This window comes from Nostoc sp. ChiQUE02, from assembly GCF_034531305.2.
Taxonomy (GTDB): domain Bacteria; phylum Cyanobacteriota; class Cyanobacteriia; order Cyanobacteriales; family Nostocaceae; genus Nostoc.
Genome location: NZ_JAVRBN020000009.1, coordinates 192991 through 218789 on the forward strand (window position 1 = coordinate 192991; position 25799 = coordinate 218789).

General features: G+C 40.6%; 17 protein-coding genes and 2 pseudogenes. 8 read left to right on the plus strand and 11 right to left on the minus strand.

Features of this window, described 5'->3' with window-relative positions; genetic code table 11:
- The first annotated feature begins 742 nt into the window (after window positions 1-742).
- The 6 genes from RM347_RS12535 to RM347_RS12560 all read left to right on the plus strand — a co-directional run bounded on the left by RM347_RS12535 (window position 743) and on the right by RM347_RS12560 (window position 9681).
- Window positions 743-3586 carry a DUF3131 domain-containing protein gene (locus tag RM347_RS12535; RefSeq protein ID WP_322716590.1) on the plus strand — a complete coding sequence of 948 codons (2844 nt, stop codon included), beginning with the start codon at window positions 743-745 and terminating at the stop codon, window positions 3584-3586.
- Window positions 3587-3874: 288 nt separating this feature from the next.
- Window positions 3875-4933: a hypothetical protein gene (locus tag RM347_RS12540; protein WP_428850547.1), complete on the plus strand. Its 1059-nt coding sequence runs from the start codon at window positions 3875-3877 to the stop codon at window positions 4931-4933.
- Window positions 4934-6412: a DUF3131 domain-containing protein gene (locus RM347_RS12545; RefSeq protein ID WP_322716592.1), complete on the plus strand. Its 1479-nt coding sequence runs from the start codon at window positions 4934-4936 to the stop codon at window positions 6410-6412.
- Window positions 6413-6471: 59 nt separating this feature from the next.
- A complete protein-coding gene (locus RM347_RS12550) occupies window positions 6472-8454 on the plus strand; it encodes a glycosyltransferase (protein WP_322716593.1) in 1983 nt (660 codons plus the stop codon).
- 86 nt (window positions 8455-8540) lie between these two features.
- Window positions 8541-9260 (plus strand): PIG-L deacetylase family protein, encoded by a 720-nt coding sequence (locus RM347_RS12555; protein WP_322716594.1) that lies wholly within the window; start codon window positions 8541-8543, stop codon window positions 9258-9260.
- Window positions 9261-9354: 94 nt separating this feature from the next.
- The gene (locus RM347_RS12560) at window positions 9355-9681 is read left to right on the plus strand and encodes an STAS domain-containing protein (protein ID WP_322716595.1); all 327 of its coding nucleotides are present in this window, start codon (window positions 9355-9357) and stop codon (window positions 9679-9681) included.
- A gap of 43 nt (window positions 9682-9724) precedes the next feature.
- Here the strand turns inward: RM347_RS12560 and RM347_RS12565 are convergent, their stop codons facing one another.
- Window positions 9725-10915 carry a SpoIIE family protein phosphatase gene (locus RM347_RS12565; protein WP_322716596.1) on the minus strand — a complete coding sequence of 397 codons (1191 nt, stop codon included), beginning with the start codon at window positions 10913-10915 and terminating at the stop codon, window positions 9725-9727.
- A 150-nt stretch (window positions 10916-11065) separates the two neighbouring features.
- On the opposite strand from RM347_RS12565, the gene RM347_RS12570 reads away from it, so the two are divergent.
- Window positions 11066-11482, plus strand: a complete 417-nt coding sequence (locus tag RM347_RS12570) for an ATP-binding protein (RefSeq protein WP_322716597.1) — start codon at window positions 11066-11068, stop codon at window positions 11480-11482.
- A 67-nt stretch (window positions 11483-11549) separates the two neighbouring features.
- Here RM347_RS12570 and RM347_RS12575 read toward each other — a convergent pair.
- The 10 genes and pseudogenes from RM347_RS12575 to RM347_RS12620 form a co-directional block, all read right to left on the minus strand.
- Window positions 11550-13166, minus strand: a pseudogene (locus RM347_RS12575) (ATP-binding protein); the annotation flags it as partial.
- Between the two features lie 12 nt (window positions 13167-13178).
- Window positions 13179-13955, minus strand: a pseudogene (locus tag RM347_RS12580) (PAS domain-containing protein); the annotation flags it as partial.
- Window positions 13956-13959: 4 nt separating this feature from the next.
- Window positions 13960-14484: a Rab family GTPase gene (locus RM347_RS12585; protein WP_322716885.1), complete on the minus strand. Its 525-nt coding sequence runs from the start codon at window positions 14482-14484 to the stop codon at window positions 13960-13962.
- Between the two features lie 50 nt (window positions 14485-14534).
- Complete coding sequence (locus RM347_RS12590) at window positions 14535-16730, minus strand: OmpA family protein (RefSeq protein WP_322716886.1); 2196 nt, start codon at window positions 16728-16730, stop codon at window positions 14535-14537.
- A 98-nt stretch (window positions 16731-16828) separates the two neighbouring features.
- A complete protein-coding gene (locus RM347_RS12595; RefSeq protein WP_322716887.1) occupies window positions 16829-17485 on the minus strand; it encodes a hypothetical protein in 657 nt (218 codons plus the stop codon).
- A gap of 230 nt (window positions 17486-17715) precedes the next feature.
- Entirely contained in the window at window positions 17716-22449 is a 4734-nt protein-coding gene (locus tag RM347_RS12600; RefSeq protein ID WP_428850548.1) for a response regulator, read from the minus strand.
- A gap of 148 nt (window positions 22450-22597) precedes the next feature.
- Window positions 22598-23827, minus strand: coding sequence for a hypothetical protein (locus RM347_RS12605; RefSeq protein ID WP_322722476.1), 1230 nt, complete (start codon window positions 23825-23827; stop codon window positions 22598-22600).
- A gap of 727 nt (window positions 23828-24554) precedes the next feature.
- Entirely contained in the window at window positions 24555-24767 is a 213-nt protein-coding gene (locus RM347_RS12610; protein WP_322722478.1) for a CopG family transcriptional regulator, read from the minus strand.
- A gap of 56 nt (window positions 24768-24823) precedes the next feature.
- A complete protein-coding gene (locus RM347_RS12615) occupies window positions 24824-25498 on the minus strand; it encodes a response regulator transcription factor (RefSeq protein ID WP_322722479.1) in 675 nt (224 codons plus the stop codon).
- Window positions 25495-25680, minus strand: a complete 186-nt coding sequence (locus RM347_RS12620) for a hypothetical protein (protein ID WP_322722513.1) — start codon at window positions 25678-25680, stop codon at window positions 25495-25497. The genes RM347_RS12615 and RM347_RS12620 overlap by 4 nt, the downstream gene beginning before the upstream one ends.
- On the opposite strand from RM347_RS12620, the gene RM347_RS12625 reads away from it, so the two are divergent.
- On the plus strand, window positions 25610-25789 hold the full coding sequence (locus tag RM347_RS12625; protein ID WP_322722511.1) for a CHAT domain-containing protein: 180 nt from the start codon (window positions 25610-25612) through the stop codon (window positions 25787-25789). The two genes, RM347_RS12620 and RM347_RS12625, sit on opposite strands and share 71 nt — an antisense overlap.
- Window positions 25790-25799: the final 10 nt, after the last annotated feature.

Consider the following 25799-nt stretch of genomic DNA (forward strand, 5'->3'; position numbering starts at 1 on the left):
TGAAAACTAATGCAACAATGAGGTCTTTTTTACAAAACCCTCTGTAACTAATTAATTACAAGTACCCATCAATTATCAATTGCTTTTAGTAATTTCCCTACAGAGCCTAAGCAGGGTCACTAGTTATTATACTGACGATTTTTCCATATGTAATTGTGTAATCACTGAATATATTGCTATATGAAATCTATAACTCATATTTCATAATATACGTTTTTTAAAATATCGAAACGTACTATTATCTATCCGCTTATTTACGCAATTTTTCATCAATATACAGAAACTTTCTCCATAACATCTATTTTTGAGCAACATACAAACTTTTTCCGTATACAGACTCCGTTTAAGGAAACAATATAGAAAATTTCCGTATAATTCACCCTGATATCCAGAATTTTTACGACTATTATCCTGTAGTCAGATATTATATAGGCTTTTTCTAAATGTCAAACTATGCAAAAACGCCCGAAGAAGTTGATAGAAGAGGTTCCGGATGTAATTACGTTAAACATTATTCGTACAGTACTAAGAAAATTTAGATTCTAAACCGTGATGATCGAGGTGTTCGTAGTCCGCTTGACTAATAAAAAATCTATTATGGGTGCGCGATTTGATCTTGTCCCCTGGCACTACTCGACTGAATTGATAAAGCCATTACGAAAAGAATAGACCTGATAAAACTCAATTTATGAAATATAACTGTACAGACGGGCTGTGACGTTCCTAACTCCTTTTTTGCAATATGATATATAAGCACCATCAACAAAAGCTGTTGAGATGGATTGCATTGTTCCTAGTTGGGACATTTCTGCAATTGTTATTTTACATCCCGACACCAGTCTTATCCGAAAATTCTAATAGCTGTAGCAATATTACAGCCCCGCTCACACCTGAAGAACAAACTTATGCTCGTGCTGCTTGGCAGTATTTTGTCAAAAACTATCAGCCAGCAACAGGATTTACCAATTCTACTGGGGGTTATCCTTCTGGTACGCTTTGGGATATGGGTAATTACTTGATGGCATTGAATGCTGCACGCTGGTTGAATCTCACTGACCAAGCAGATTTTGATACACGCCTCAATAAATTTTTAACGACTCTCAGCAGCTTGAAATTATTTGAGGATGCTTTGCCCAATAAAGTCTATAACGCAGCCAATGCACAAATGGTTGATTATGGCAACAATCCCCTTGAGCGGGGGATTGGTTGGTCTGCTTTGGATGTTGGGCGAATCCTGGCGGCGTTTGATGTCATCCGCACCTGTCATCCTCAATATAATGACTGGCTCAAAGGAATTGTAGCGAAGTGGCAGGTTGCGCGATCGCTTAAAGATGGGCAACTTTTTGGCGCTACTGTTCTCCCAGACAATAAAACGTTACTGGTGCAAGAAGGACGACTAGGCTACGAAGAATACGGCGCGAGGGGTTATCAACTTTGGGGTTTCTCTGCACCCAAAGCTATTGCTTTTGAGCCGTTTAAGTTAGTCGAAATTAATGGTGTGCAAATTCCCGTTGATACCCGTGACTTTCAAAGCACCAACGCTAATAATTATGTTGTTAGTGAGTCTTATATCCTTGATGGGATTGAATTTGGCTTGCAAGGTGAGTTAGCTGATTTTGCTGCCAGGGTTTTAGATGTGCAAAAACGGCGTTACGATACCACAGGTCAGTTAACTGCCGTCACAGAAGACAATATTGACCAAGCCCCTTATTTTCTTTACAACACCGTCTACGCCAACGGTGCAAGCTGGGCAACAATCACGGATGCCAATCAACCTTATCCACAGTTTCGCAGCATCAGCACAAAAGCTGCTTTTGGCTGGCGCTATCTTTTTCCAGATAATGCCTATGCTCAAAAAGTTTTTGATGCAGTCAAGGATCTCCGCAGCCCTGATGATAGTGGTTACTATGCAGGGATCTATGAAGAATCAAAGCAACCCAATAAAGCTTTGACAGGTAATACTAATGGGCTGATTTTGGAGATTTTATACTACAAAGCTAAGGGAAATCAGCCTTTAATTGCTTCTGGTTCTGTGAGTGTATCTACTGGCAAGCCCAGTGGAGACACTTCTCCTGCAACCCCCTCAAATGAACCGAATTCTACTGTTACGACTCCGATCGCAAATCAAGCAAATTCTACTGCTACGACTCCGATCGCAACCCCTGCGGATACTTCTAAACCAACAGAAGTGGCGGTTGCACCTATTCCACCAGTGGATAGTCCCCAGTCATCATCTAACCTCAAACTAGATCGACCACTGACGGTTATTGAACGGCGTTATGCAGAAGCGGCTTGGCGATACTTTCAAGCCAATTATCACTCCAAGAGTGGACTGATAGACGATCGCAGTGATTTCAAAGGCGCAACCCTCTGGGGATTAGGAGATTATCTCGCAGCCCTCCATGCAGCGCGATCGCTCGATATAATTACCCCCAAAGAATTTGACCAGCGCACCCGACATCTTTTAGCAGCCTTGACAAAGTTACCGTTGTTTGCCGGAGAATTACCAAGCCGGGGTTATGATACCAGAACATTGCAATCAGTAGATTATGGTGGAAATCCGATTCCAGAAGGAAACGGCTGGTCAGCTTTAGATTTAGGTAGAATGCTGGCAGCACTTTACAACTTAAAAACTTGTCATCCAGAATACACAACTGCCGTAGATAAAATTGTGCTGGATTGGTCATACTTGCGTGTGGTGCGCGAAGGTATTCTTTCCAGTGCCACTCTCACCAAAGAGCAAGATGGGCGATCGCTTACTCGCGTCAACCCCGAAACCCGCTTGGGTTATGAAGAATATGCCGCTCGTGCTTTCCAATTATGGGGATTTAATGTTGATGCTTCTGCTGTTGGCGGTGAATATCAAACTGCCTCAGTAGAGGGAGTGAAAGTACCAATCCAACGCCGTCGCACGGATACTAACTCTAAAGTTAACCAATACACAGTTAGCAATCCTTTCTTACTCTATGCACTGGAGTTTGGACTAGATCCAAAAATGCGATCGCTTTTTGAGCCAATTTTTCAGGCGCAAGCTGAACGTTACCGTCGCACCGGCACTCTCACAGCCTCAGCTACTACTTTGATCGATCGTAAACCTTACACTGTTCACAGTTCAATTACTGGACAGGGCGATCCTTGGGTGGCTTTAGGAGACGATGGTCAACCTGTACCAAAGGGGCGATTGGTAAGTACAGCAGTCGCTTTTGCGTATCATGCTCTGCTTCCAGAAAACAAGTATAGTCAACAGTTATTGCAAGGAACGACTGACTTATATAACCCATTAGCTGGATTTTATGAGGGCTTTTATGAAGCCACGGGTAAAACGGCAGTTGGTTTCACCAGCAGTACCAACAGTATGATTTTGCAATCCTTGCTGTACAAGGTAATGAATCGACAACCTTTAATTCGTCCCACTACCAGTATGAAATCTCCTTGGTGGGAAGAAGTTACTAAAGGAAATTCTGGGCGAGGTCTACCCAACACTGCAATACAACGAACTAAGTTAATTTCTGATAGTTCTGGAAGTTACTGGTTTTCAGGTAGTGAAAATACTAAGTTAGTAACGGATACAAAAGTTACAAAGTAAGAATCCCTGACCATACTGGAACTGAATACTCCTGAAGTAGCTCCACCTACAACAAAGTAAGCGAATCGGCAGAGTTAAAAGTCAGAAAACTTTTTGACTCTGCTTTTTGACGGGTATTTTGCGAAATAGTACTACCTAGACCTAGATTAAAATGCAACTCCCTGTAATTACAAAGGCATGTTTGTTAATAATCAGTTGTATTTGGGAATACTTGTACATGATGCAGTTCGTAGCTTGTACGAGCAACAGACATCTCGATTCAAAATCCCTGTTTATTCCTTTAAATCTATGAACAAGGTACGACTGGCGCTGATGATGCTAATTTTACTAGGAAGCATCTTTGCGAGTAAAAATTTAGTGGCGATCGCAGATGCCTCAAGGCGACTCGAAAACCCTAAATTAAACCAAATTCGCAACCAAACAGCTTCCAATACTCCTGTACTGCTGGGATTGTATGCCCCAGATTACATCGGAAATCAAAGTACAATTGACAACCAATTGCGTCAAGTCGATCAATGGATTGGTAAACGCCATTCTATTGCTGGATTTTTCTTTGATATCGAAGACTCGAATCCTGCCTATAACATCCCAGTTTCCCTAGAAAAACTCAAGCAGAATGGATACACAGGCTTTATCAATCTCAAATCGACTCGTTCAGCAGCGCAGATTGCTAAGGGAGATGTAGATAGTTTTCTGCAAAAAGTGGCAAAAGCATACTCTGACTGGGCAAAACGAGGCGAGGGACGTATTGCGTTTATCGCTCCGTTGCAAGAGATGAACATTCCTGGAGAAGCATACAGCAAAGACCCGCAGAACTTTAAGTTAGCTTATCAACGTATCCAAAAGATATTTAAAGAGGCTGGTGTATCTTCACAGGCAATACGTTGGGTATTTGCACCTAATGGTTGGAGTGAAAACAATGAACATCGCTTTGAAAACTACTATCCTGGGGACAAGTCGGTAGATGTCGTTGCTTTTAGTTCCTACAACTGGGGATATTGTAGTAATTCTTCTTGGAAACACTGGAATAGCCCAAAAGAAGTTTTTGAACCATATATGAAGCGGATGAAGGTTATGGCTGGCAGTAAGCCGATTTTCATTGCTCAAACAGCTAGTACGAGTAATACGCAAAATGGTTTACAAAACAGTGCCAAAGACCAATGGTTACGAGACTCTTACGCTCAGTTAGCTGGGTTGGGGGTAAGAGGCATCCTTTACTTCAATATTAATAAGGAATGTGATTGGGCAATTAATAGTAATAGCGGCAAATCTGCTGGTTATAAAGACGCGGTAAATAATCCGGCTTTCGGCTATTTATCGCCTGCTGAGTTGGCAAAGAAAATATAAATGGCAACAAGCGGCATCAAAAGCATGATTTTGCAATCAGTTTTGTACGCAACGACAAATCAACAACCCCTGCTTTGTCCGAGTACTGCGACGTGGCAATGCTCTCCTACCCCATCTACGATCATTGCTGCCCCTGATAACTTTAACCCTGATATCCAAATACCACCACTACAAACCGTTCCAGAACTTACTGCTCCTATAGTCACGCCACTACCGCTAAAACCAAAACCAACAGTTACACCAGAAAAACCTGCTATTCCTTCGCCAACAACTTCTTTACCACGATTGACTCAAGAAGCGGATCAAATTGCCGCCGAGCGGGCTTGGAAGTATTTTGAGCGTAACTGGAATCCTCAAACAGGTTTAGTAAATTCGGTAGACAACTTGCCCTGGACAACTTGGTGGGATCAGGGTAGCGCCTTATTGGGAATTCATGCGGCTTACCAGTTAGGGTTATTGCCGCAAGATGTTTTCCAAAAGCGGATGAACACATTGCTACAAACGTTGGAAAAACTGCCGCTACCTGCAACTGGTTTGCCCAACAAAGCTTATAGCACCCGTACTGCCCAGATGCGCCAACTCAATGACACACCCGATCCCAAGGGTACAAGTGGTTGGTCAGCTTTGGATATGGCGCGATTTTTATTAGGATTGCATGTTATGCGATCGCATTATCCAGAATATAGCGATTCGCCTAAGGGCGACAGCTTCGCTTCACGCATTAATCGCATCGTCGCTCGTTGGCATACATCGAAACTAGTCAAAGATGGATGGTTAAATGGTGCTATCCCCAGAGCAGGCAAACTTCTCGAAGTGCAGGAAGGGCGATTAGGCTACGAGCAATATGCTGCTCACAGCTTAAAGCTGTGGAACATTCAAGCTTCAAAAGCTCTTTCCAATCCACCAATAAAAACGGTTGAAATTGATGGAATTAAACTACAAATCGATGAGCGTAATTTCAAAAACTCTGGAGCTACTAACTACCTAACGAACGATCCTTATTTACTCTGGGGTTTAGAAATTGGTTGGAATGATGCTGTTAAACCTCAAGTGCAAAATCTTTTCAAAGTGCAACAACAACGGTTTAAACGCACTGGTATTTTAACTGCTGTAAATGAAGATTCCTTAGATCGTCCGCCTTACTTTCTGTATTACAGCGTCTACTCCAATGGTCAATCTTGGCAAGCCGTGAACACGAATGGAAAAGCCTATCCCCAATTACGGTTTGTCAGTACGAAAGCAGCATTTTCTTGGTTTGCTCTCATGCCAGATGACCCTTACAGTAAAAGATTGCGAGACTTTGCTCAAAATTTATCCGATAAAAATCGCGGCTATCTTTCAGGAAGATATGAAAATTCTAAACTAGGTGTTAATGCTTCAGTTGACATTAATACGAATGCGATCGTTTTAGAAAGTCTGCTTTACCAAGCTAGAGGCAGACATCCACTAGTGCTCGATCCTTCGGAAATTAAAAATTAAAACTTAAAGCAATTCAATTTTTAATTTTTAATCATCAATTTTTAATTACTGGTACTAACATGACTTCAGTTTCTCTTATTGATAATTCCTCAAACTTTTCCGGCAACAGCCGTTCATTACTCAAAAAAAGAACACTGTTATTTCGCTACCTGGCAGAAATAAATTTAATTTTTGGTATCTGGTATTTGCAATGGCGCGTCACCCATTCCATCAATTTTGATGCGCTCTGGATCTCGATTCCTTTGCTGATAGCAGAGATTTATAGCTATTTCGGCGGCGTCATGTTTGTGATTGGGTTGTGGCGGCCTTTAGTCAGACAGATTAAGTCTCTCGACCAGATGACCCCAGCTATACCTAGAGCTGACTGGCCAACAGTAGATGTGTTTGTAACCTGCTATAACGAGCCGCCGGAAATTGTAGAAGAAACTGCAAAAGCTGCTCTGGCAATGGATTACCCAGCAACAAAATTACGAGTTTATGTGCTGGATGATGGCAACTCGGCTGATATGCGAGCGATGACAGAAAGATTGTGTATTGAGGATTTGCAATCACCACTACTACAGCAAGAAGCGAATCGAATTGATGCAGAACACTCTAGTTTGTTGGAGCGCTTGAAGCAACTGGAAAATCTCACACCTAATACTCAAGTCGCTGAACAATGGCTGCAAGCATCATCAGAATCAGGGGTTAGCGAGTCTACTAAGGGATTTGTCCAAAGTCTGCGACAGTTGATTCTTTGGTTACCTCCACAGCATCAAAGTATAAGCGAACGTCTAACTACCGAACGTAAAGCTTTAGAAGAAGCCATTCGCAAAAAAGAACTAGAACTAGTTGAACTCGCTCGTTTTCGCTACATTGCTCGTCCCAAGCCTGCTGGTGTACCCCACCACGCTAAAGCGGGTAACCTCAATTACGCGCTTTTTTCTGGAGAAACTTCAGGACAGTTTATTCTTACCCTAGATGCTGACCATATTCCAAAGCCGCAATTTATCAAGCGAGTTCTGCCTTATTTCTACACCTATAATCTTTTCACAGGGAAATACGACCAGAATCAAATTGCTTTTGTTCAGACCCGCCAGGATTTTTACAATATTCCTCCGGGCGATCCCTTTGGACATCGAGCAAATTTGTTTTATGGGCCACTTCAACAAGGCAAAGATGGCATGAATGCCGCCTTTTATACAGGTACAAATGCAATCTTGAGGCGGGAAGCACTGATTAGTGTTGGACTACAATATTTTGCTGATGAGTTTGCTAAAGATGAGAAACGTTTAGATGAATTTCAATTAATTGGTGGTGTATCGAGCAACAGCATTACAGAAGATATGAATACAGCTATGCGTTTGCATGGTGCCGGCTGGAAATCTATTTATCACCATGAACTTTTAGCAGAAGGTTTAGCACCAGATGACCTGAGTTCAACTCTTAAACAACGGCTACGCTGGGCACAAGGAACTATCCAAGTATTACTGAGAGAAAATCCGCTCACAAAACCAGGGCTAAGTTTTTGGCAAAGGTTGCACTATTTTAAGACGATGTATAGCTATTTCTCTGGTTTTGCGACTCTGGTTTTTATTGCTTGTCCAATTATCTATTTTTTTACGGACATTATTCCAGTTAAAACCTATGGTCCTGACTTTGCCTTACACTTTTTCCCAGCTTTTATTATCAACCGTCTAACTTTCCTAGCAGCCACTTGGGGCATTCCAGCTAGTGAAGTTTGGCGCTCCGAACAATATGCGATCGCCTTATTCCCCCTGCTGATCCAAGCTGTATGCAGTGTATTCACCGGAAAAAAACTTAATTTCCAAGTAACACCTAAACAACGGCAATCTGGGATTTATCTCAGGCTCGTTTGGCCACAATTAGTTGTTTTTATCCTTACCATACTAGGGATATTATGGAGCCTTTACCGCTTTGCGATCGGTCATTTGAATTATCCTGAAGTTCACCTGCTTAATGGCGCATGGGCTATCTACAACTTATTACTTTTGTCGGCTATCATCCGCGCATCTGTTTGGCAACCTCCAAAAGAGGTCTAAGAGATAGGGGGAGCAGAGGGGACAAGGAGAATAACTACTGGCTTTTGACTATTTCTGAATAAATGCAATCTAGAAAGAAAAAAGTTATGAATACTTATTCAGATTCAAATAACTTCAGTCAGCGAACTGTCTTAACAATTTATGCCCATGCTGATGATGAAGTCTTACCTGCTGCTGGCACTCTCAGTCTGATGTCTAAAGTAGGATGGAACGTTCGTTGCTTAATTTTGACTGAAGGCAGTCTTTCCAGTTCACCTATTAAAGGTACACGTCATCAAGAAGCAGATGCAGCAGGTAAAATCATCGGTGCAACTTACGAGTTTCATGCTCTTGAAGAGTGCAATTTTTCTACACAAGCAGTGATTAAAGTTGCTGAAGAAGCTATTGGGCGTTGGCAACCGGATCTGATTATTACTCACGCACCACAACCTGAAAAATATGGACATAGAGATCATGAAGTGTGTGCGATCGCAGTTTCTAATGTTGCTACCCGCAAAAATATCCCTTTGTGGTATTCAGCACCGCCTGTTTTTTTGCGTGGTTTTGAACCAAACTTTTTTGTAAATATTACCTCTGTAATTGAAGAAAAAGTTGCGGCTATTGGTTGTTATGAATCAGAGGCAAATAAAGCATTTATGCAACTCGATGCGATACTTGTCTTATCTCGATTTTGGGCACGCGAATTAGGTCAAAAAGATGGCTATTTTGAAGCTTTTGAAATTTCTAGGCAATGGGTTGATGCTAGCTTTTTTGCTGCGATCGCAAATAATAACCAAGCAGCAAAATCGATTAAGTTGCATTTATAAAACAAAAGCATAGCTATAGCTATTGCCGTTTATCTTAGACCAATGCCAAAATAATCATATATAGTTTTCAAGCAAATAGTAGGACAATAAAACCATGAATATGAGTGTAAGTGTACTAGAATTATCTGGAATTTTAGATGGAATTAGAGGTAATGAACTGCGTCGTGAAGTTAGCAGTATTCTGGCAAATGGAGCCGATATTTTGTTGCTTGACATGAAAGAAGTAAAATTTATCGATAGCTCAGGTTTAGGCGCTTTAGTATCAGCAATGCAAATGGTGCGAAATGCTAATGGTAAACTTTTCGTCTGTTCTATCAGCGACCAAGTTAGGATGTTATTTGAATTGACTAAAATGGATAGAATTTTTCAAACCTTCGCTGACCAAGATGAATTTAATCGCCAAGTATTAGCAATACAGTAAGCTGCTAGGTCAGATAAAGTTTGAATGTGAGCATTTGACTCTACTAACCAAAATTAACTTTTACCAAAGATAAGTCATCATCAAGATTATCTTGAGTATTTAAGCTGAGAATGTTCGCTAATAGTTGATTTAGGTTACAGGTATCTTTCAGGCTATATTTGGTTAGTAAGTCTATGAAAGCATCGATACCCCAAATCTTACCATCTGGCTGATTAATTTCATAAGCACCATCGCTAAAGATGTATAAAGTGCTGTTTTCTTCGACCTCAAAAACAGCATCCTCAAATTGGACTTTAGGTAAAAAGCCAATTGGTAAATCTAAAGAAGTTAGCTGTTTAACTTGGATGCTTGTTGCAGAGGTATTGGATAACAGTAAAGCTGGTGGATGTCCGGCGTTAGCATAAATGAGTTGACGTTTAAGGCGGTGATAAACTCCATACCAGATTGTGAAGTATTTATCACCGTGCTTCGTCATTTGGAAGGCGTGATTGAGAGCTTTCAGGACTTCACTTGGTTGACAAAAGTTAGTGTTCGGTAGAGATTGCGATCGCAAAACATTCAGCACAGATACAGATAGGAGCGCTGAACCCACCCCATGACCTGATACATCTAATAAATAAATTGCTAAATGATCCTCGTCGATCCAATGATGATCAAAACAATCACCCCCTAGCTGTGCTGAAGGAATAAACAGATTTTCTGTAGTCACTGCTCCTACAAGTGGTGAGGGTAGAAGCGATCGCACATAATCAGCGGCCTGTTCCAATTCTGCTTCCAAAATTTGCTTTTGAGTTTGCAAATCCTGATTGAGTGTCTCTAAAGCTTCTTTTTGACTTTGTAAATCCTGATTTAGCTGGTGTAACCTTAGCCCTGCTCTTACCCGTGCTTTCAATTCATTCATCTCTATTGGTTTAGAGATAAACTCATCTGCTCCAGCGTCAAGTCCCTTAACTCTATCTTCCTCCTCTCCTCGAGCTGCTCCCCTAGCAGTCAATAGAATAAAAAAAGTAGTCGCCAACTCTGGATCTGCCCTAATTCGACGACACACTTCTAGCCCATCTACCTGGGACATCATCCAGTCACAGATAATTAGAGCAGGATGTAGCAGTTGTGCTTGTGTAATTCCTTCTTCGCCATTTTTGGCGATACTGGTATCATAACCCTGATTTTGGAGTGTTCTTTTCAGTACTGTTCGCACTATAGGGTCATCATCAATAACTAAAATTTTAAACATAAATTAAAGTTTACTAAGTAGATTGTAAAGTAAGTAATTGCTTTAATTCAACTTATATGCAATTTAGTTTTGAATGTATAGTGAAAATACTCAAATTAAATAAATTAATTACAGAATATGATTGTCTCAAAATATTTTATTGGTTAAGAAGTGAAAAATAAAGTTTATTTAAAAGTCAACACAGACCTGACAGCCTCGCCTCAAGTATTATCTTGGTTCGAGCAGATGAATCAACCACCTATTCCCGATAAACAAATTTGGTGGCAATGTCAAACACTGATGATAGAAGGGTTTACTAACATTGTTGAACATGCCCACAAAAATTTACCTATTGAAACTCCTATTGAAATAGAAGCTGTACGGTTAGATGAATACATAGAAATTCGCATCTGGTCTCAAGGCGAACCCTTTGACTTAGAGCAGCAATTGCGGCAAACATCAGAATTTGAGGATAATGCTCAAGAGCGCGGGCGTGGCTTAAAAATCATGTCCGCCATTGCCGACAAATTGAGTTATGAACCAACAGTAGATAATCGTTACTGTTTATTTATTAGTAAATATTATTAACGATACCGATGATAGGCACTACTGTAAAAAAGGGAATGGTAAGTAGGGAGATAAGGGATAAATAACACTAACTTTTAACTTCTGACTTTTGACTCCTAATTAAAAACTCTTGGATACGTTTAACAAAGTCTTCTAACTCTAAGATTAAGTTACTAGTACCTCGACGCTCTTGATTGTGAGCTAGTTGTTCTAGTTTTTCTGCTACTAGATGCATGGTTGTAACTCCCATATTGGCACTAGCACCTTTAATTTGATGGACTTCGTGCGCTAGTTGCCCAAAGTCATAAGTTGCGATCGCTATTTTAATTACCTCTAGACGAGGTTGAGTATCTTCAACAAATATTTGTAGTAGTTCCAATTCAAACTCTGGGTTGTTTTCTGAGAGTTGATGCAAGCGTTCCCAATCAATTGGGAGGTCAACTGAACATACATCTGTTGTAGAAACTGTCTGCTCTGTGGCAGCTATTTCTTTTGCCCTGAATATCACATTTTTCCAATGCTCTAGGGTCGCCGCCAAATTTTCTTTCATCACCGGCTTGCTCAAATAGTCATCCATTCCAGCATCTAGACACATTTGTTGGTCTTCTTTCATGGCATTAGCTGTCATCGCAATTACTACAGGACGACGACCACTGGCAAAGCTGCTTTCTTGCCAACGATGAATTTCTTTTGTGGTTTCTAAACCGTCGATAACTGGCATTTGGCAATCCATCAGAATCAAATCGTAGGGAATTTTTTCTAATAGCTCCAACGCTTCTTTTCCATTACCAGCGACATCAGCACTGTACCCCAGGCTTTGGAGTTGCTTCAACGCTATTTTCTGATTTACCAGATTATCCTCAGTTAAAAGAATTCTTAATTTATGGGAGTCAAGAGACAAGGAAGAAGATAGGGGAATGCTCTTACGCGATGATAATAAAAATAACTCCTGACTCCTAGCTTCTGTCTCCTCTGGAATAACAGAAGCGGCAATCGTAAAGTAAAATGTGCTACCTACATTAAGCTCACTTTCAACCCAAATTCTACCACCCATTAACTCGCATAGCTGCTTGCAGATGGCAAGACCTAACCCAGTACCGCCATACTGTCGAGTAATGGAGGAGTTAACTTGGCTGAAGGCTTTAAATAAACGCTCCAGGCGATCGCGTGGAATTCCGATGCCTGTATCTTTAACACTAAAGTGAATTTCGTCAGTATTTGCAGCAGAAGAATGATTAATATCATTATTTTTGCGGTTTATAACTGAAACTTCTATACTTCCAGTTTCGGTAAATTTAATCGCATTACTGAGTAAATTAATCAAGACTTGGCGCAGTCTGGTAATATCCCCCACAATCGTAGTAGGAAGTTGAGGAGTATCTAAAAATATGAGTTTTAAACCTTTTTCTCTGGCTGTGGGCGCAAGCATATAAAGAGCTTCATTAATGCAATTTCGCAAAGCAAAAGGCTCTTCTTCGAGTTCCAAGTTGCCTGATTGTATTTTGGAGAAATCAAGAAAATCGTTAATAATTTTGAGTAAGGAATTTCCACTGGTGTAAATAGTTTCAACAAAGTCTTGCTGTTCGGCAGTCAATTCAGTATTTAGCAACAAACTGGCCATACCAGTTACCGATGCGATCGGAGTTCGAACCTCATGGCTAATCATCGCTAAGAATTCCTGTTTAGCAAGTTCTGCCTGCTTTCGTTCAGTCATGTCTCGCAAAATGTAAACATAACCTTGAAAATGCTCAATTTCTGTCTTCACTATTGAGGATGAAAAAGCTACGGGAATTGTTTTCCCACTTTTGGTATAGCAAACGGTTTCTACTTCTTTTACTAAAGGGCTTATGTCTTGATTATGGGATATATAAATACTTTCAATATTTCCAATTATCAGAGGATAGTTATTGACTTCTTTAATAACTTTTGTGATAGGTTGACCTACAAGTTCTATTTCATTATATTGTAATAAAATTTGTGCTGCGTAATTGACTTTTTTTATCTCGCCTGATAGCGTTGTCACTAACAACGCATCTGCCATTGATGTCACAATTTGGTCAATATATTGTTTAGAAGCCTTTAAGTTACGTAGCAAAAGATTTGCTTCATTTGCACCTTGAAACAAAGATTGCTCAAGAACCATCCGTTCTGTCGCGTCTTCGATAACAATGAGTAGTCGATTGCTAGAATGGTCTTCTTGGATATTATTAATAATACGAATATCAATATACAAAGCAGAAGACGGATCTTGCGATCGCCTAATTCCTTTTAATTCAAAATTATCTTGTTCCCCCTGCCGAATTGCATCAAAAATATCTTCAAGTCCCTCTAATTCGGGAAACACAATCCGAACATCCTGACCTAGCTTAACTTCACTAGGAATGTCGGCAAAATGATTTAGTCCTAAAGACTTCTCCAGAATCTTTAAGTTTTCATCAATTATCAAATATTCAATACCACATACAGATAATAGCTTTGTCAACAATGAGTTCATTTTACTAAATTAAACGAGTAGCTAAAGTGTGAAATATTTTATCAACATTATTACCAGTTTTAGCTGAAGTTATATATGTGTCTAATATATTAGTTTGATCGGTGAATTGATACATCTGACGGATGTTTTCTAAATATTCGGCTGCAATCATATCTGATTTGTTCAATGCAACAACAATATAGCTTTTAGGATTAACAGCTAAAAAAGTTTGAATATGCTCCTGGATATGATGGAGCGTTTCTGGTTGTGTCACATCACCAACTATCACAGCACCTTTAGAACCTTGAAAATAATTTTTAGCAACTGCCTTAAACTTATTACTGCCTTCAATATCCCAAATGATTAACTGTAAATTTTGTCCATTAATTAGGTCTTTTTCTGAAACACCAATCAATTTTCGAGATATTTTTACTCCTACAGTTGAAAGGTATTCGTCACTAAATTTACTCTCAACAAATTGGCGAATTAGACTAGTTTTACCTACACCAAAATCACCAAACAAGCATATTTTTTTAGAGATTGTAGACATAGCTGGGGAAAAGTAGGGAATATTTTATCCAAATCATAGCTACTATAAACTTAAAATTGCTTGTTTACCGGTTCTAGAGCGACACACTGACTTAACCACAAGGGGTGAGTTACATCAATACCTGGTGGTAAATTTGTCCTACCAATGGCCTGTAGACGAGATGGCTCGACATCTAATTTAATCAGTGCTTGTTGTACAGCTTTTGCTCGCGCCAGTGCCAATTTTTGAGATTTGTTCACGCCAGTCCGGTCATAACCATAACCAATGATTTTTAAATGCTTATTTGGGTGCTGATTGAGGAAAAACTTGACCTGTTGAACCTTGTACGCTATATCTGCTTTCATTAAACTTGCTGAGTCGGGTTGAAAGTAAAATCGAACTTCAATCTGTGGGGGTTGTACTCGCACCGCGCTAGACACAGATTTTACGCCTGGAATTTGTTCAAATGCATTAGCAATAATCTGAGCATCTGCAATTCGGTTGACAGTTCCTTCAACAGCTACTTTACCAGCGATATATTGAGCAGAAATTGCTATATTGTCAGTCTGATTTAAAACTGCTGTGACTCGTTTGACTTCAGCAGCAGCTAATACAGGGTCTGCTGGTACTTCTACTAATAAAATTTGATTGTCAATCAACCAATTAGGAGAGGTTATTTTGACAATTTGCTCGGCTTTCTGGCGAAGAAGTTGGTTAGGTAATCTTCCTGTTAATTTTAATTTATTGCGTTCTACCTGCACGGTGAGCCGATATACAGCTAGTTCTGGAACAGAAGTTAGAGCCAGCGAAGTTTGATTTTCAATGGAACGTATAACTCCACTATGGTATTGCCAAATACCGCAAGGAATGAAAATCGTGCTGATAACTGTTAAACCTAATATCAGTAGCGGTGAAAATTTTGTTTTCTTTTTCTCCTGAATATCTGTACCTTTCAGTTCTTCTAGAAGTGTATGAACTTCAATAGGTATTAAATCGGGATTGCCGTCGAATTTTTCAATTAAATCACCATATTTTTTAACAATAGTGCTGAAGACTTGCCGCATTTTCAAAATAAAGTTTTTGCTTGGCTCTCCTCGCACAACAATCGCTAAATAACAATATCCTGCAACTTCTAAAATTATTTTGGATGTCCCATATTCAATTGCATCTAATTCTGTTATGCTTCCAGATTGATTGATGCAATCATTGGCAAAGCTACGAATTGCTGTCAGCATTCCTGCTACCATTTCAGCCTCTAGCTGCTCTACATCAGAGTGCTGAATATCTGAAATAACTAAACCAGATGTTTTATGAATCAAGAAAATGGCTTGAATTTTAAATGGTAAAGCTTCTTTAAGAATTAATTCTGCTTCCGAAACTCCCTGTAGCTTGGCACGAATTTTACGTTTGATGCCTTCAACGCTCAGGGTATCTTCAACTTGTCGGTTAATTGCACGGATTGTCTCTACCATATATTTGGCTATGGTACTACCAATAATTGGGTAGAGTGCATCCACAACAATATTCTGTTCAATTTCAATTTGCTTTTTTATAGCTCGTCCCATTGCAGGAGCGATCGCATCTGAAACTTCTTCTGGAGCTGTAATAATCTGTTGGGAAATAGCCAGCGGAACAGCAGGTGCGATCGCTGTACTCATGCTAATTTTATCCTGTTCAGTACGACTGCGGATAGTCTGATCAATAATAGGAGCAATTATCTCTATAAATTCCTCTCTCGACTCCACAATCGTCAGCCTTAAAAGCTCAGAAATCCACGGTAGTAGTAGATTTATTAGCTCTTTAGGATCGTAAATTTGATGTTCTATTTTTGTTAACTTTTGTTTGAGTGTAGCTGTAATATTGTTTATTTCTGCTAATTCATATCCGACTAATATTTCCCGTAGTTTTTGCACTGCATCCTCTGAGTTATCTAACTTGTCCTCAAATTCTGCAAATATTTCAATAGATTCTTCTAATTCTTCCTGAGTAGCTTGTGAGTAATTAGATATGTGTGGAGGACAATTAAAATCCGATTCTAAATAAGCTTCACATACTTCTAATGCCACTGGAGGAAGTTGCGATAATTCACTTTTTTCTATAATATACTCATTAGTATTATCAGTTTTTGATGGTAATAAACAAAAAGATTGCTCAGGTGATTCGATAATTTTGAGTTCGATTAACAAATGCAGCAAATTGTCAAGTTGCACAGCTTTTTCTGGCTTTAACTCAACAGATTGAGAAATCGAATTTTCCACCTGAGTCATCCTTTTAAGAGCGCTGTTAGTAGTAGCAGGGCTTTAGCCCGTGTTGAGTGCTGAGTTAGGAGTTAGGAGTCATTAGCTCTCTTATCTGCCTCATCTGATTACGAATGTAATTCTGCCGTACTGTTGGAGTGAGTTAACACTTTTGACAACTTTGTAGTTTCTAGAAGTGGTACAGCACTATAGTCCTCGCTGAGTTCATCGACTGCTTCTCGCAATTTAGGAATGAATTCAGTTTCTTTCAGACGCATTCCCAAGGCAAATAAAGTTTCGGCCATGTCGTCCTTAGAAACCTTAGTGTCTGTCAACTGTGAGAAGCGTCGATCTATTTCTTCTAAAATCAAATCGCGTAATGCCGTAACATCATCTTGTAATTGGACTTTAGTTTGAAAGATTTCATCTCGAATCGAGCTAGTTTGACTATCTAATGTCTCATCAAGCGACTGAACACTGCTAGAGAACTTTTTATTGAGTCTATCAACCTGTTGCCGTAAGTCAAGAGTTTCTTCTTGAGTTGCCAAATTGAGTGATTTCAGCTTTTTATCCAGCGCTTCAAACCCCGCCTTTAGTTCAGCCGAAAAGTTGGACTTGAGTTGCTCGACGTGCGATCGCATCTGTTGTTGCAGGAGAGAAATATCTGACTCCAGCTTGCTAAATCGATTTTCGTACTCTCTTAGCTGTGTTCCGAGAATAATATCGCGGATTTGATCGATATTGCCAAGCCTTTCTCGTACATCGTCTTTACTCATCTGACTCATCAGTAAAACCTCACTTTTCGGGTATGAATTGGGAATAATAGATAATGCATTTAACTGACATTTAGGCTAATAATTTTTAGCTTAAGATGCAGCTAACTCACCGAACCTGCTTTTAGGACATTAAAGTTATTATTCCCATTTGTTCACAAGTTATATCTGTAAGTGAGATTTTTCATACTTAATCATAAAAAATCGGGACTGTTAATTTATTAATAAATATTATGAGATTTTCATGTTTTGGTGTTACTATCTTTACAGTTCAAAAATTCTTGGATACGTTTAACAAACTCTTCTAACTCTAAGATTAAGTTACTAGTACCTCGACGCTCTTGATTGTGAGCTAGTTGTTCTAGTTTTTCTGCTGCTAGATGCATGGTTATAACTCCCATATTGGCACTAGCACCTTTAATTTGATGGACTTCGTGTGCTAGTTGCTCAAAGTCATAAGTTGCGATCGCTATTTTAATTACCTCTAGACGAGGTTGAGTATCTTCAACAAATATTTGTAGTAGTTCCAATTCAAACTCTGAGTTGTTTTCTGAGAGTTGATGCAAGCGTTCCCAATCAATTGGGAGGTTAACTGAGCCTATATCTGTCGTAGAAACTGTCTGCTCTGTGGCAGCTGTTTCTTTTGCCTTGAATATTACGCTTCCCCAACGCTTTAGGGTCACTGCCAATTTTTCTTTTATTACTGGCTTGCTCAAATAGTCATCCATTCCAGCATCTAGACACATTTGTTGGTCTTCTTTCATGGCATTAGCTGTCATCGCAATTACTACAGGACGACGACCACTGGCAAAGCTGCTTTCTTGCCAACGATGAATTTCTTTTGTGGTTTCTAAACCGTCGAGAACTGGCATTTGGCAATCCATCAGAATTAAATCGTAGGGAATTTTTTCTAATAGCTCCAACACTTCTTTCCCATTACCAGCGACATCAGCGCTATAACCTAGGCTTTGGAGTTGCCTTGAAGCAACTTTTTGATTCACCAGATTATCTTCAGCTAAAAGAATTCTAAGTTTAGGGGAGTTAGGGTAAGAAGACACAGGGACGTTCTGACGTGGGGACACGGAGAATGTACTAGATAGATTTTTTGCGTCTCCTCGTCTTTGCCTCTCCCAATTTCCCACTCTCCCACTCTCCCCGATGACTTTTGTCTCTTCTTCAAACTGGGTTCCTAAGATAGTCGTGATGGTATCGAGGAGTCGGGATGGCTTCACAGGTTTAACTAAATAAGCCGCAAATCCTATTTTTAGCGCTCGTTGGATTTCATCTCGTTGATTAGTAGAGGTAAGCATAATCAAAGGTAGCCCAGCGCTCGCTAAATTTGTCTTAATTTGTTCTCCTAAAGTCATGCCATCTATTTCTGGCATCTGCATGTCAATCACAGCTATGTCATAAAGATTTTTTTGTTTGGCGGCTTCCTGAATAGCTTTAAGGGCACTAGTAGCCGAAGCAGCCTGATCCACCAGCATCCCCCAACGGGTAGCTTGATGGTGGATGATTTTGCGATTAGTGGCATTATCATCCACTATTAACAAGCGCCGATTAGTCAGAAGTTCGGGATCGCTTTCTGAGGAAATAGGGTAAAGTTGCTTGGCGAGAGTTATTTCAAACCAAAACTTAGATCCTTTCCCCAACCGACTTTCTACGCCAATTTCTCCTCCCATCAAGCTCACCAGTTGCTTGCAGATGGCTAATCCCAAACCTGTGCCACCATATTTACGGGTAGTGGAAGCATCTACTTGAGTAAATGGCCTAAAGAGTTTGCATTGGTTTTCAGGGGTAATGCCAAGACCAGTATCTATGATGGCAAAATAGATGGTGGCTGTAGTAGAGCTTTGCGATCGCAATTCTGCTCGTAATACTACCTCTCCATTGCTGGTGAACTTGATCGCATTGCTGATCAGGTTCATGAGAATTTGCCGTAGGCGGCCAGCATCGCCTTGGAGCTGGGTGGGGACGTTGGGATAGATTAACGCGGCAATTTCTAATCCTTTATTATGGGCTGGGGGAGCTAATAATTCCAATACCTCTTCCACACTGGTAGATAAGTCAAAGTCTAGAGTTTCTAGTGTCATTTCCCCAGCCTCAAGTTTTGACAGATCCAAAATTTCGTTGATTAGGCTTAAGAGAGCATCTCCACTAATGCGAATTGTTTCGATAAAATCCCGTTGCTCTGAGTTTAGGGGAGTTTCTAACATTAAGCCTGTCATCCCCAACACAGCATTCATCGGAGTCCGAATTTCATGGCTCATATTGGCCAAAAAGGCACTTTTGGTTTTAGAAGCTAATTCAGCTTGGTGACGGGCAATTTCGAGTTCTCGTCGCTGTTGAATTTCTGCATTTAACATTTGGGCTTGGGCTAAAGCAATACCTACTTGGTCAGCTATTTGCCGTAAAAGATGAGTTTCAAAGCTAGACCATTGGCGGGAATTGCCGCACTGATGGACAATCAGTAAACCGCAGAGTTCTTCTTTGACAAGAATCGGTATGACCAAATTGGATTTGACTCCAAATTGTTGCAGTAATTCGATATGGCTTTTTTGGGCTTCAACTAGATCCAAGTCAGCAAGCCCCAGATTCCGTCTTTGACGGTACTGTTGTAGATAGTACTGCTGTATATATTCTGCTTGAAAGTAAGCATCGACTAGCTTTTTCTCTTTTATTGCCAGCCAGCCAGAAACTACCGCCTCAACCACGGTGGCACCAGATCCATCAACCTTTGGCTGATAAATCAAAACTCGATCGCTATGGAGAATTTTTTGCACCTCGGTAACAGTAATTTGAAGAATTTCTTTGATTTGCAAAGACTGACGAATCTTGAGGGTGATTTCAGTAAATAGTTGCGATCGCAAGTTTTGACGTTGGAGTTCTTCTTCTGCCTGCTTGCGCTCGATAAACTGCCCTACTTGCTCACCAATAGAATTCATGACTGTTGCCAAATCTGGATCAGCTTGCTGGATCTCATGGCTAAAGCAGGTAATGACACCGATGACTTTTTTACCACTACGGATCGGAAAACCGAAAGCTCCGTGCAGTTCTGCTTGGGCAGCAATTTGAGAACGGATGAAATTCTGATCTTTAACGACATCAGCCATCCAAACAGGTTCAGCACTAGCCCAGACCCGACCAGGCAGCCCAATTCCTGGTGCAAACCTGGTTTGCCGACTGAGAATGTCAAATTCTTGCATCTCGAAGGATATTTTATACCATGCATTTAGCAAGCTCAGTAGATTTGCTTTCTGATCTACTATCCAAAATTCACTTAGCTCCCATCCCAAACTTTCGCAAATTCCTTGCAGGATTTGAGGCATGGCCTCATTGATTGTAGTTGACTCTGCTAAGACACGGGTTGTAGTATACTCTGCTTTCAAATGTTGTTCAGTTCGTTTGCGTAAACGAAGCTCCTCGGAGACATCGCTGATGTCGATACCTGTGGCAACAATATATTCAACATAGCCCTCATGGTCTTGTAAGGTAGTGTTAGTCCAGGCAATGAGCCGTCGGCTGCCATCCTTAGTTACCCAATAGTTTTCGTACTCTTTGGGCGCTTCACCAGATCGCAACTGCTCAAAAACTGCTTTAACTTGCTCTACCTGTTCCGGAAGTAAAAACAGGTTCCAGAAATGCCTTCCTCTCACCTCATCAAATGAGTAACCAGTTGTTTGTTCACAAGCTTGATTGAAGCGAACGATTTGACCTTGTATGTCAAGAACTATTACCAAAGCACTGGCTGTATCAAGAACTGCTGAGATAAAGTTGCGTTCTGTGTTTAGTGTTTCCTCTGCCAATTTACGCTCTCTTACCTCACGATCAATGAAGTAGTAGACTATAGCCAGAATCAGAAAACTTAGACAAATAGCGATCGCAAGTGTCAAACTCGTGTTTTTAGCACTGGCTTTTGCCGCTTGTGACTGCTGTTTAAGCAACCTTTTATCCTCATTCTCTATCTCATTGATAATCTTGCGGATATCATCCATGAGATGTTTTCCCTGATTTGTCTGAATTACCTGCAACGCCGGCTCGAATCCCTGATTTTGACGCAGGTCTATAGTCTGCTTGAGTATGTCAAGTTTTGCAGCTATCAGAGGTTCAAGGGTTGCAAACCGTTTTTGTTGGTTAGGTTGATTTGCGATTAAATCCCTTATCTCTACAATTTTTTGATCGATCTTTCCAACTACTGCTTGATAAGGTTCTAGATAACTTTCTTGTCCAGTGAGGATATAACCGCGTTGTCCAGTCTCAGCATCCTTCATCTCGGACAGTAATTCTTCCAGTTTATTGATTTTCTCTTGAGTTTTTTGTACCTGATTACTAGTATCAATCAATATGCGTGTGTTTTGATAAGAAATCACGCCAATCAAAACTAAAATTACCGATGCTAACCCAAACCCTCCAGCTACTCTTTTAAAAAATTGTTTGCGTCCCTTCTGTGCCTGTTTGCGTGTATCACTTGCCAATACCAAACTTGCTAAAGTGCGCCGCATTTCTAGTTGCTTAATTACCTGGCGACCTAGAATTCGCAATGCTTCAACTTGTTCTGAAGAGAGGTTTCTTGGTACATGGTCAATTACGCAAAGTGTTCCTAGTGCATATCCTTCAGGGTTAGTCAGTGGTACACCAGCATAAAACCGAACATTTGGATCAGAGGTTACTAGTGGGTTTGTCGCAAATCTTTCGTCTTCAGTGGCATCAGGCACAACAAAAACTTCAGGTTGCATAATAGCATGGGCGCAGAATGCCACATTTCGGGGTGTTTCTAGGGCATCCAAACCAACTTTTGACTTGAACCACTGGCGATTGGTATCAATTAGACTGATTAAGGCAATAGGAGTTCCACAAATATATGAGGCTAAACGGGTAAGGTCGTCAAAGGCAGCTTCCGAACGAGTATCGAGGATCTTATACTGCAAAAGAGATTCGATTCGCTGTGTTTCGTTATCAGGTAATGGTGCTTTCATTCTTCAGCCTTATCCCATTTTTGATTTTAGATTTTGGACTTCGACTTCTCTTTGAGACGCTACGCGTAGCTTGCTTCCCCGCAGGGGTACGCTCAGTCGAACGATTTTGGATTTTAGATTATTATTTATAGGGCTTACCCCCTGCCTCCTAAAATTTGACCCGCAACTGTCCTGTCAAGGAATTACCACTGTAGGCACTTCCCCCGGTTTCTTGATTTCGGACATTGCTAAAGCTATAGCCCAAGTCTGCTTCTATATTGGGCGATAGCTTTACCGTACACCGCGTTTGATAGGTATTAGCGTTGTCAAATTCTCCTTTAAGCCGCTGCCGTCCTAAGTTGGCAGCAAGGCGACAGCGTAAGAAATTAGCAATATCTCCCTCCCAAGCTATCTCACCGTTGTAAACTAGGAAATCTGGTGGAGAAAAATAGCCACTTGTGCGTTCTAAATCGCGATCGTAACTCCAAGTGAATAAGTTAGCTGCCAAAGAAAATTGTCCGAACTTGCGCTCTAACCTACTAAAAGACTGCACCTCGGAATTACCATCGTTGTAACTACCTAAACGCAATGACGAAAATAAGCTAGTGTCACGGTCAATCTGCCAGTATAAATCAGGCCCAAATCGCCAAGCAGTAATTTGATTGTCTAAAGTTCGGGCATTGGATTTATAAGGCCCTTGTTCTAAATTACCTGATAGTACTACTACCGATAGCAATCGACCTGATGACGAAACTTGCGGCGGCGAAATGGGAGCTTCCACCTTAGCATTGAGATTGATAGCTGTGGGTAAACGATTGAACACATCGACTCCGGCTGCTGTTTGTAGAGTCACTTGCCCAATTTTTCCTTGCCATCCAATTTGCAAGGGAAAATTAGTTACTGATTCAACACCGCGTTGCTCAAAGAAGTTAAAACCTGTCTTGAAAAATATTTTATTGCCATTACTCAATCGAAACTGAACCGTTGGTTCGAGGAAAAAATTGGTTTGGCCAAAGTTGTCTGTGTCATAGCGATAATCCGTATGAATACTTTCCAAAACTGCATCCGGCGTTCCTGGTTCGGTGGAAGTTGTTGGTGGGCTAGAATTCTGCGGTGGTTCGGGTAACACTGGCGGTAATCGCAGATTAGGATTGAAGTTTTCGGGTGCCGCCATCAAAATAGGTGTTGGCTCAGGATTTACTTTGGTGACTCGCTCGGTCAATTCTGAAGGTGATTTCCAGGTCTGATGTACTTGGGCAGCTTGTAACTTCGCCTCTGATAATGTCCAAATACTTAGGCTACAGATTACTCCCAATTGAATCTGTAGGCATCCCAAAATCAATCCAGTGTAGATACTATATCGAGAAATAAAGAGATCAACTATAAAACTATTTGCCATTGGTCGATACTATATTTGTAAATAAAAAACTTGCTGCCAAAAGTTTTCTGGCTGCTCGCTGATGTATTCAGCTTGGAATTATGATGCCCAAAATATACGGTTGTTAAGACATGGCAAAGAAAAAAGGCTTTGCTTTTATAAGGTGAAGGGGACGCAGGGCGAGTGCTTTGTTCCATGCTTAACGATCGCCTGCTACGTACCAGCTTTGATACTAAGTCCCACTAATTACTTTTGATTGAAATCTTTTTAGTCAAGAGGCGGCAACCCTCCCATTATGTATTCCCAGTCGGAAACTGGGAACGAGACAAAAAGGTAAGGGATGAATTGAAAACCCTTATCCTTTTCCTTTTAACCGAGAAGCATCGCCTTTAGTCCTATCTGTCGGCAAGTGATAGTAGCAGATTTTTGAGATTTGGCGGGATATAGGAATCCGATTTGATTTCTGAAAAAATCGAAGTATCTGTAGGGTGTGTTATCGGCGAGAGTACGGCACCAAAGCCTTCGGACGGTGCGTTATGCCTCTGGCTAACGCACCCTACTGGCCTGGCACAGCTAAAATGATGCATTAGATGTAGGTTGGGTTGAGCAACGCGAAACCCAACATTAATAGGAGTGTTGGGTTTCGTTCCTCAACCCAACCTACAAATTTTTTTGCAACAATTTAGCCTTGACACGCTACTACGTATATTTCAAAAATCAAATATGAGTCTTATATTCTGGTGAAGAGTTACTGTGATTTTGACCAACTGCCAACAGTTCTTGTTGAGTCTACTGTTTCTTTATCAGAGTTTTCAGCATTCTCAACCTCAAGAGATCGGAGCAATTCTCGAATTACATCTGTTGCTGGTCTTCCTGTCAAAGCACAGTATTGTTCAAGTTTCTTCATTTCCTCGGTTGTGAGATTTACTGTTAGTCGTTTAACAGCCCATTTTTTATTCATGATCCTCTTTTGTTTTTAATATATTGCTTTTTGTCGAAATCACCAAGTCATTACCATTACTCCCGCAGTGCATAGCCTACACCACGGACTGTATGAATCAAACGCTTTTCATTATTTTCTTCCAACTTGAGTCGCAAATAACGAATATAAACCTCAATAATATTAGAATCACCCATAAAATCGTAACCCCAAACTTTCTCTAAAATTTGGTCTCTAGTAAACACTTGACGAGGATGTGAAAAAAGATATTCTAATAAATCAAACTCTTTTGCTGTTAATTCAATGCTTCGTTTTCCCCGAAAAACTTCACGGGTACGGCGATTTAAGGTTAAATCTTCAAATTGCAACAAATCTTCGTCTGTTTCTTGGGTGCGGCGGAGATGAGCGCGAATTCTAGCTAGTAGTTCCTCAATGCTGAAGGGTTTAACTACATAATCATCGGCTCCTGCATCTAATCCGGCAACGCGATCGCTTACTTCATCTTTTGCTGTCAACAAAATCACTGGTACTGTACTGCCTGTTGCTCGTAAACGGCGACAAATTTCCAAACCCGTTAGGCCTGGGAGCATCCAATCTAGAATCGCTAAATCTGGTGATGAGTCTCGCGCCAAGGTTAGACCAGCAATGCCATCGTGGGCTACACTTACTTGGTATCCTTCACTACTCAGTTCTAATTCGACAAATCGCGCCAGTTTGACTTCATCTTCCACCAAAAGGATATGTGCTGTCATATTTTTGCTCCTAAAGCAGGTAATGTGAGAAGAAAATTGCTACCTTCACCTGGCTCTGAAAGGACGGCAACTTTGCCTTCCATACCTTCAGTAGGGTTAACTAGAGGGTTTATGTATGCAGGCAGTCCGCGAGTCGGGGTGAGTTTGTGGGGTATAGACGATCGCGCAACATCCAAACTCATGAAGGTATTTTACAAAAAGATGCTACAAGAAGAATTAAAGCCAGCACAAGCATTACGAGCAGCACAGATCAGGCTCAGGGCTATAGAACGAAGATATTGGGTTTGGTAGCGTCAACCTA

Bases quoted from the DNA above. Each gene is read 5' to 3' on its own strand.
- RM347_RS12535 (WP_322716590.1), top strand. From the start codon at position 743: ATGATATATAAGCACCATCAACAAAAGCTGTTGAGATGGATTGCATTG.
- RM347_RS12540 (WP_428850547.1), top strand. From the start codon at position 3,875: ATGAACAAGGTACGACTGGCGCTGATGATGCTAATTTTACTAGGAAGC.
- RM347_RS12545 (WP_322716592.1), top strand. From the start codon at position 4,934: ATGGCAACAAGCGGCATCAAAAGCATGATTTTGCAATCAGTTTTGTAC.
- RM347_RS12550 (WP_322716593.1), top strand. From the start codon at position 6,472: ATGACTTCAGTTTCTCTTATTGATAATTCCTCAAACTTTTCCGGCAAC.
- RM347_RS12555 (WP_322716594.1), top strand. From the start codon at position 8,541: ATGAATACTTATTCAGATTCAAATAACTTCAGTCAGCGAACTGTCTTA.
- RM347_RS12560 (WP_322716595.1), top strand. From the start codon at position 9,355: ATGAATATGAGTGTAAGTGTACTAGAATTATCTGGAATTTTAGATGGA.
- RM347_RS12565 (WP_322716596.1), bottom strand. From the start codon at position 10,915: ATGTTTAAAATTTTAGTTATTGATGATGACCCTATAGTGCGAACAGTA.
- RM347_RS12585 (WP_322716885.1), bottom strand. From the start codon at position 14,484: ATGTCTACAATCTCTAAAAAAATATGCTTGTTTGGTGATTTTGGTGTA.
- RM347_RS12590 (WP_322716886.1), bottom strand. From the start codon at position 16,730: ATGACTCAGGTGGAAAATTCGATTTCTCAATCTGTTGAGTTAAAGCCA.
- RM347_RS12595 (WP_322716887.1), bottom strand. From the start codon at position 17,485: ATGAGTCAGATGAGTAAAGACGATGTACGAGAAAGGCTTGGCAATATC.
- RM347_RS12600 (WP_428850548.1), bottom strand. From the start codon at position 22,449: ATGAAAGCACCATTACCTGATAACGAAACACAGCGAATCGAATCTCTT.
- RM347_RS12605 (WP_322722476.1), bottom strand. From the start codon at position 23,827: ATGGCAAATAGTTTTATAGTTGATCTCTTTATTTCTCGATATAGTATC.
- RM347_RS12610 (WP_322722478.1), bottom strand. From the start codon at position 24,767: ATGAATAAAAAATGGGCTGTTAAACGACTAACAGTAAATCTCACAACC.
- RM347_RS12615 (WP_322722479.1), bottom strand. From the start codon at position 25,498: ATGACAGCACATATCCTTTTGGTGGAAGATGAAGTCAAACTGGCGCGA.
- RM347_RS12625 (WP_322722511.1), top strand. From the start codon at position 25,610: ATGTATGCAGGCAGTCCGCGAGTCGGGGTGAGTTTGTGGGGTATAGAC.
- RM347_RS12620 (WP_322722513.1), bottom strand. From the start codon at position 25,680: ATGAGTTTGGATGTTGCGCGATCGTCTATACCCCACAAACTCACCCCG.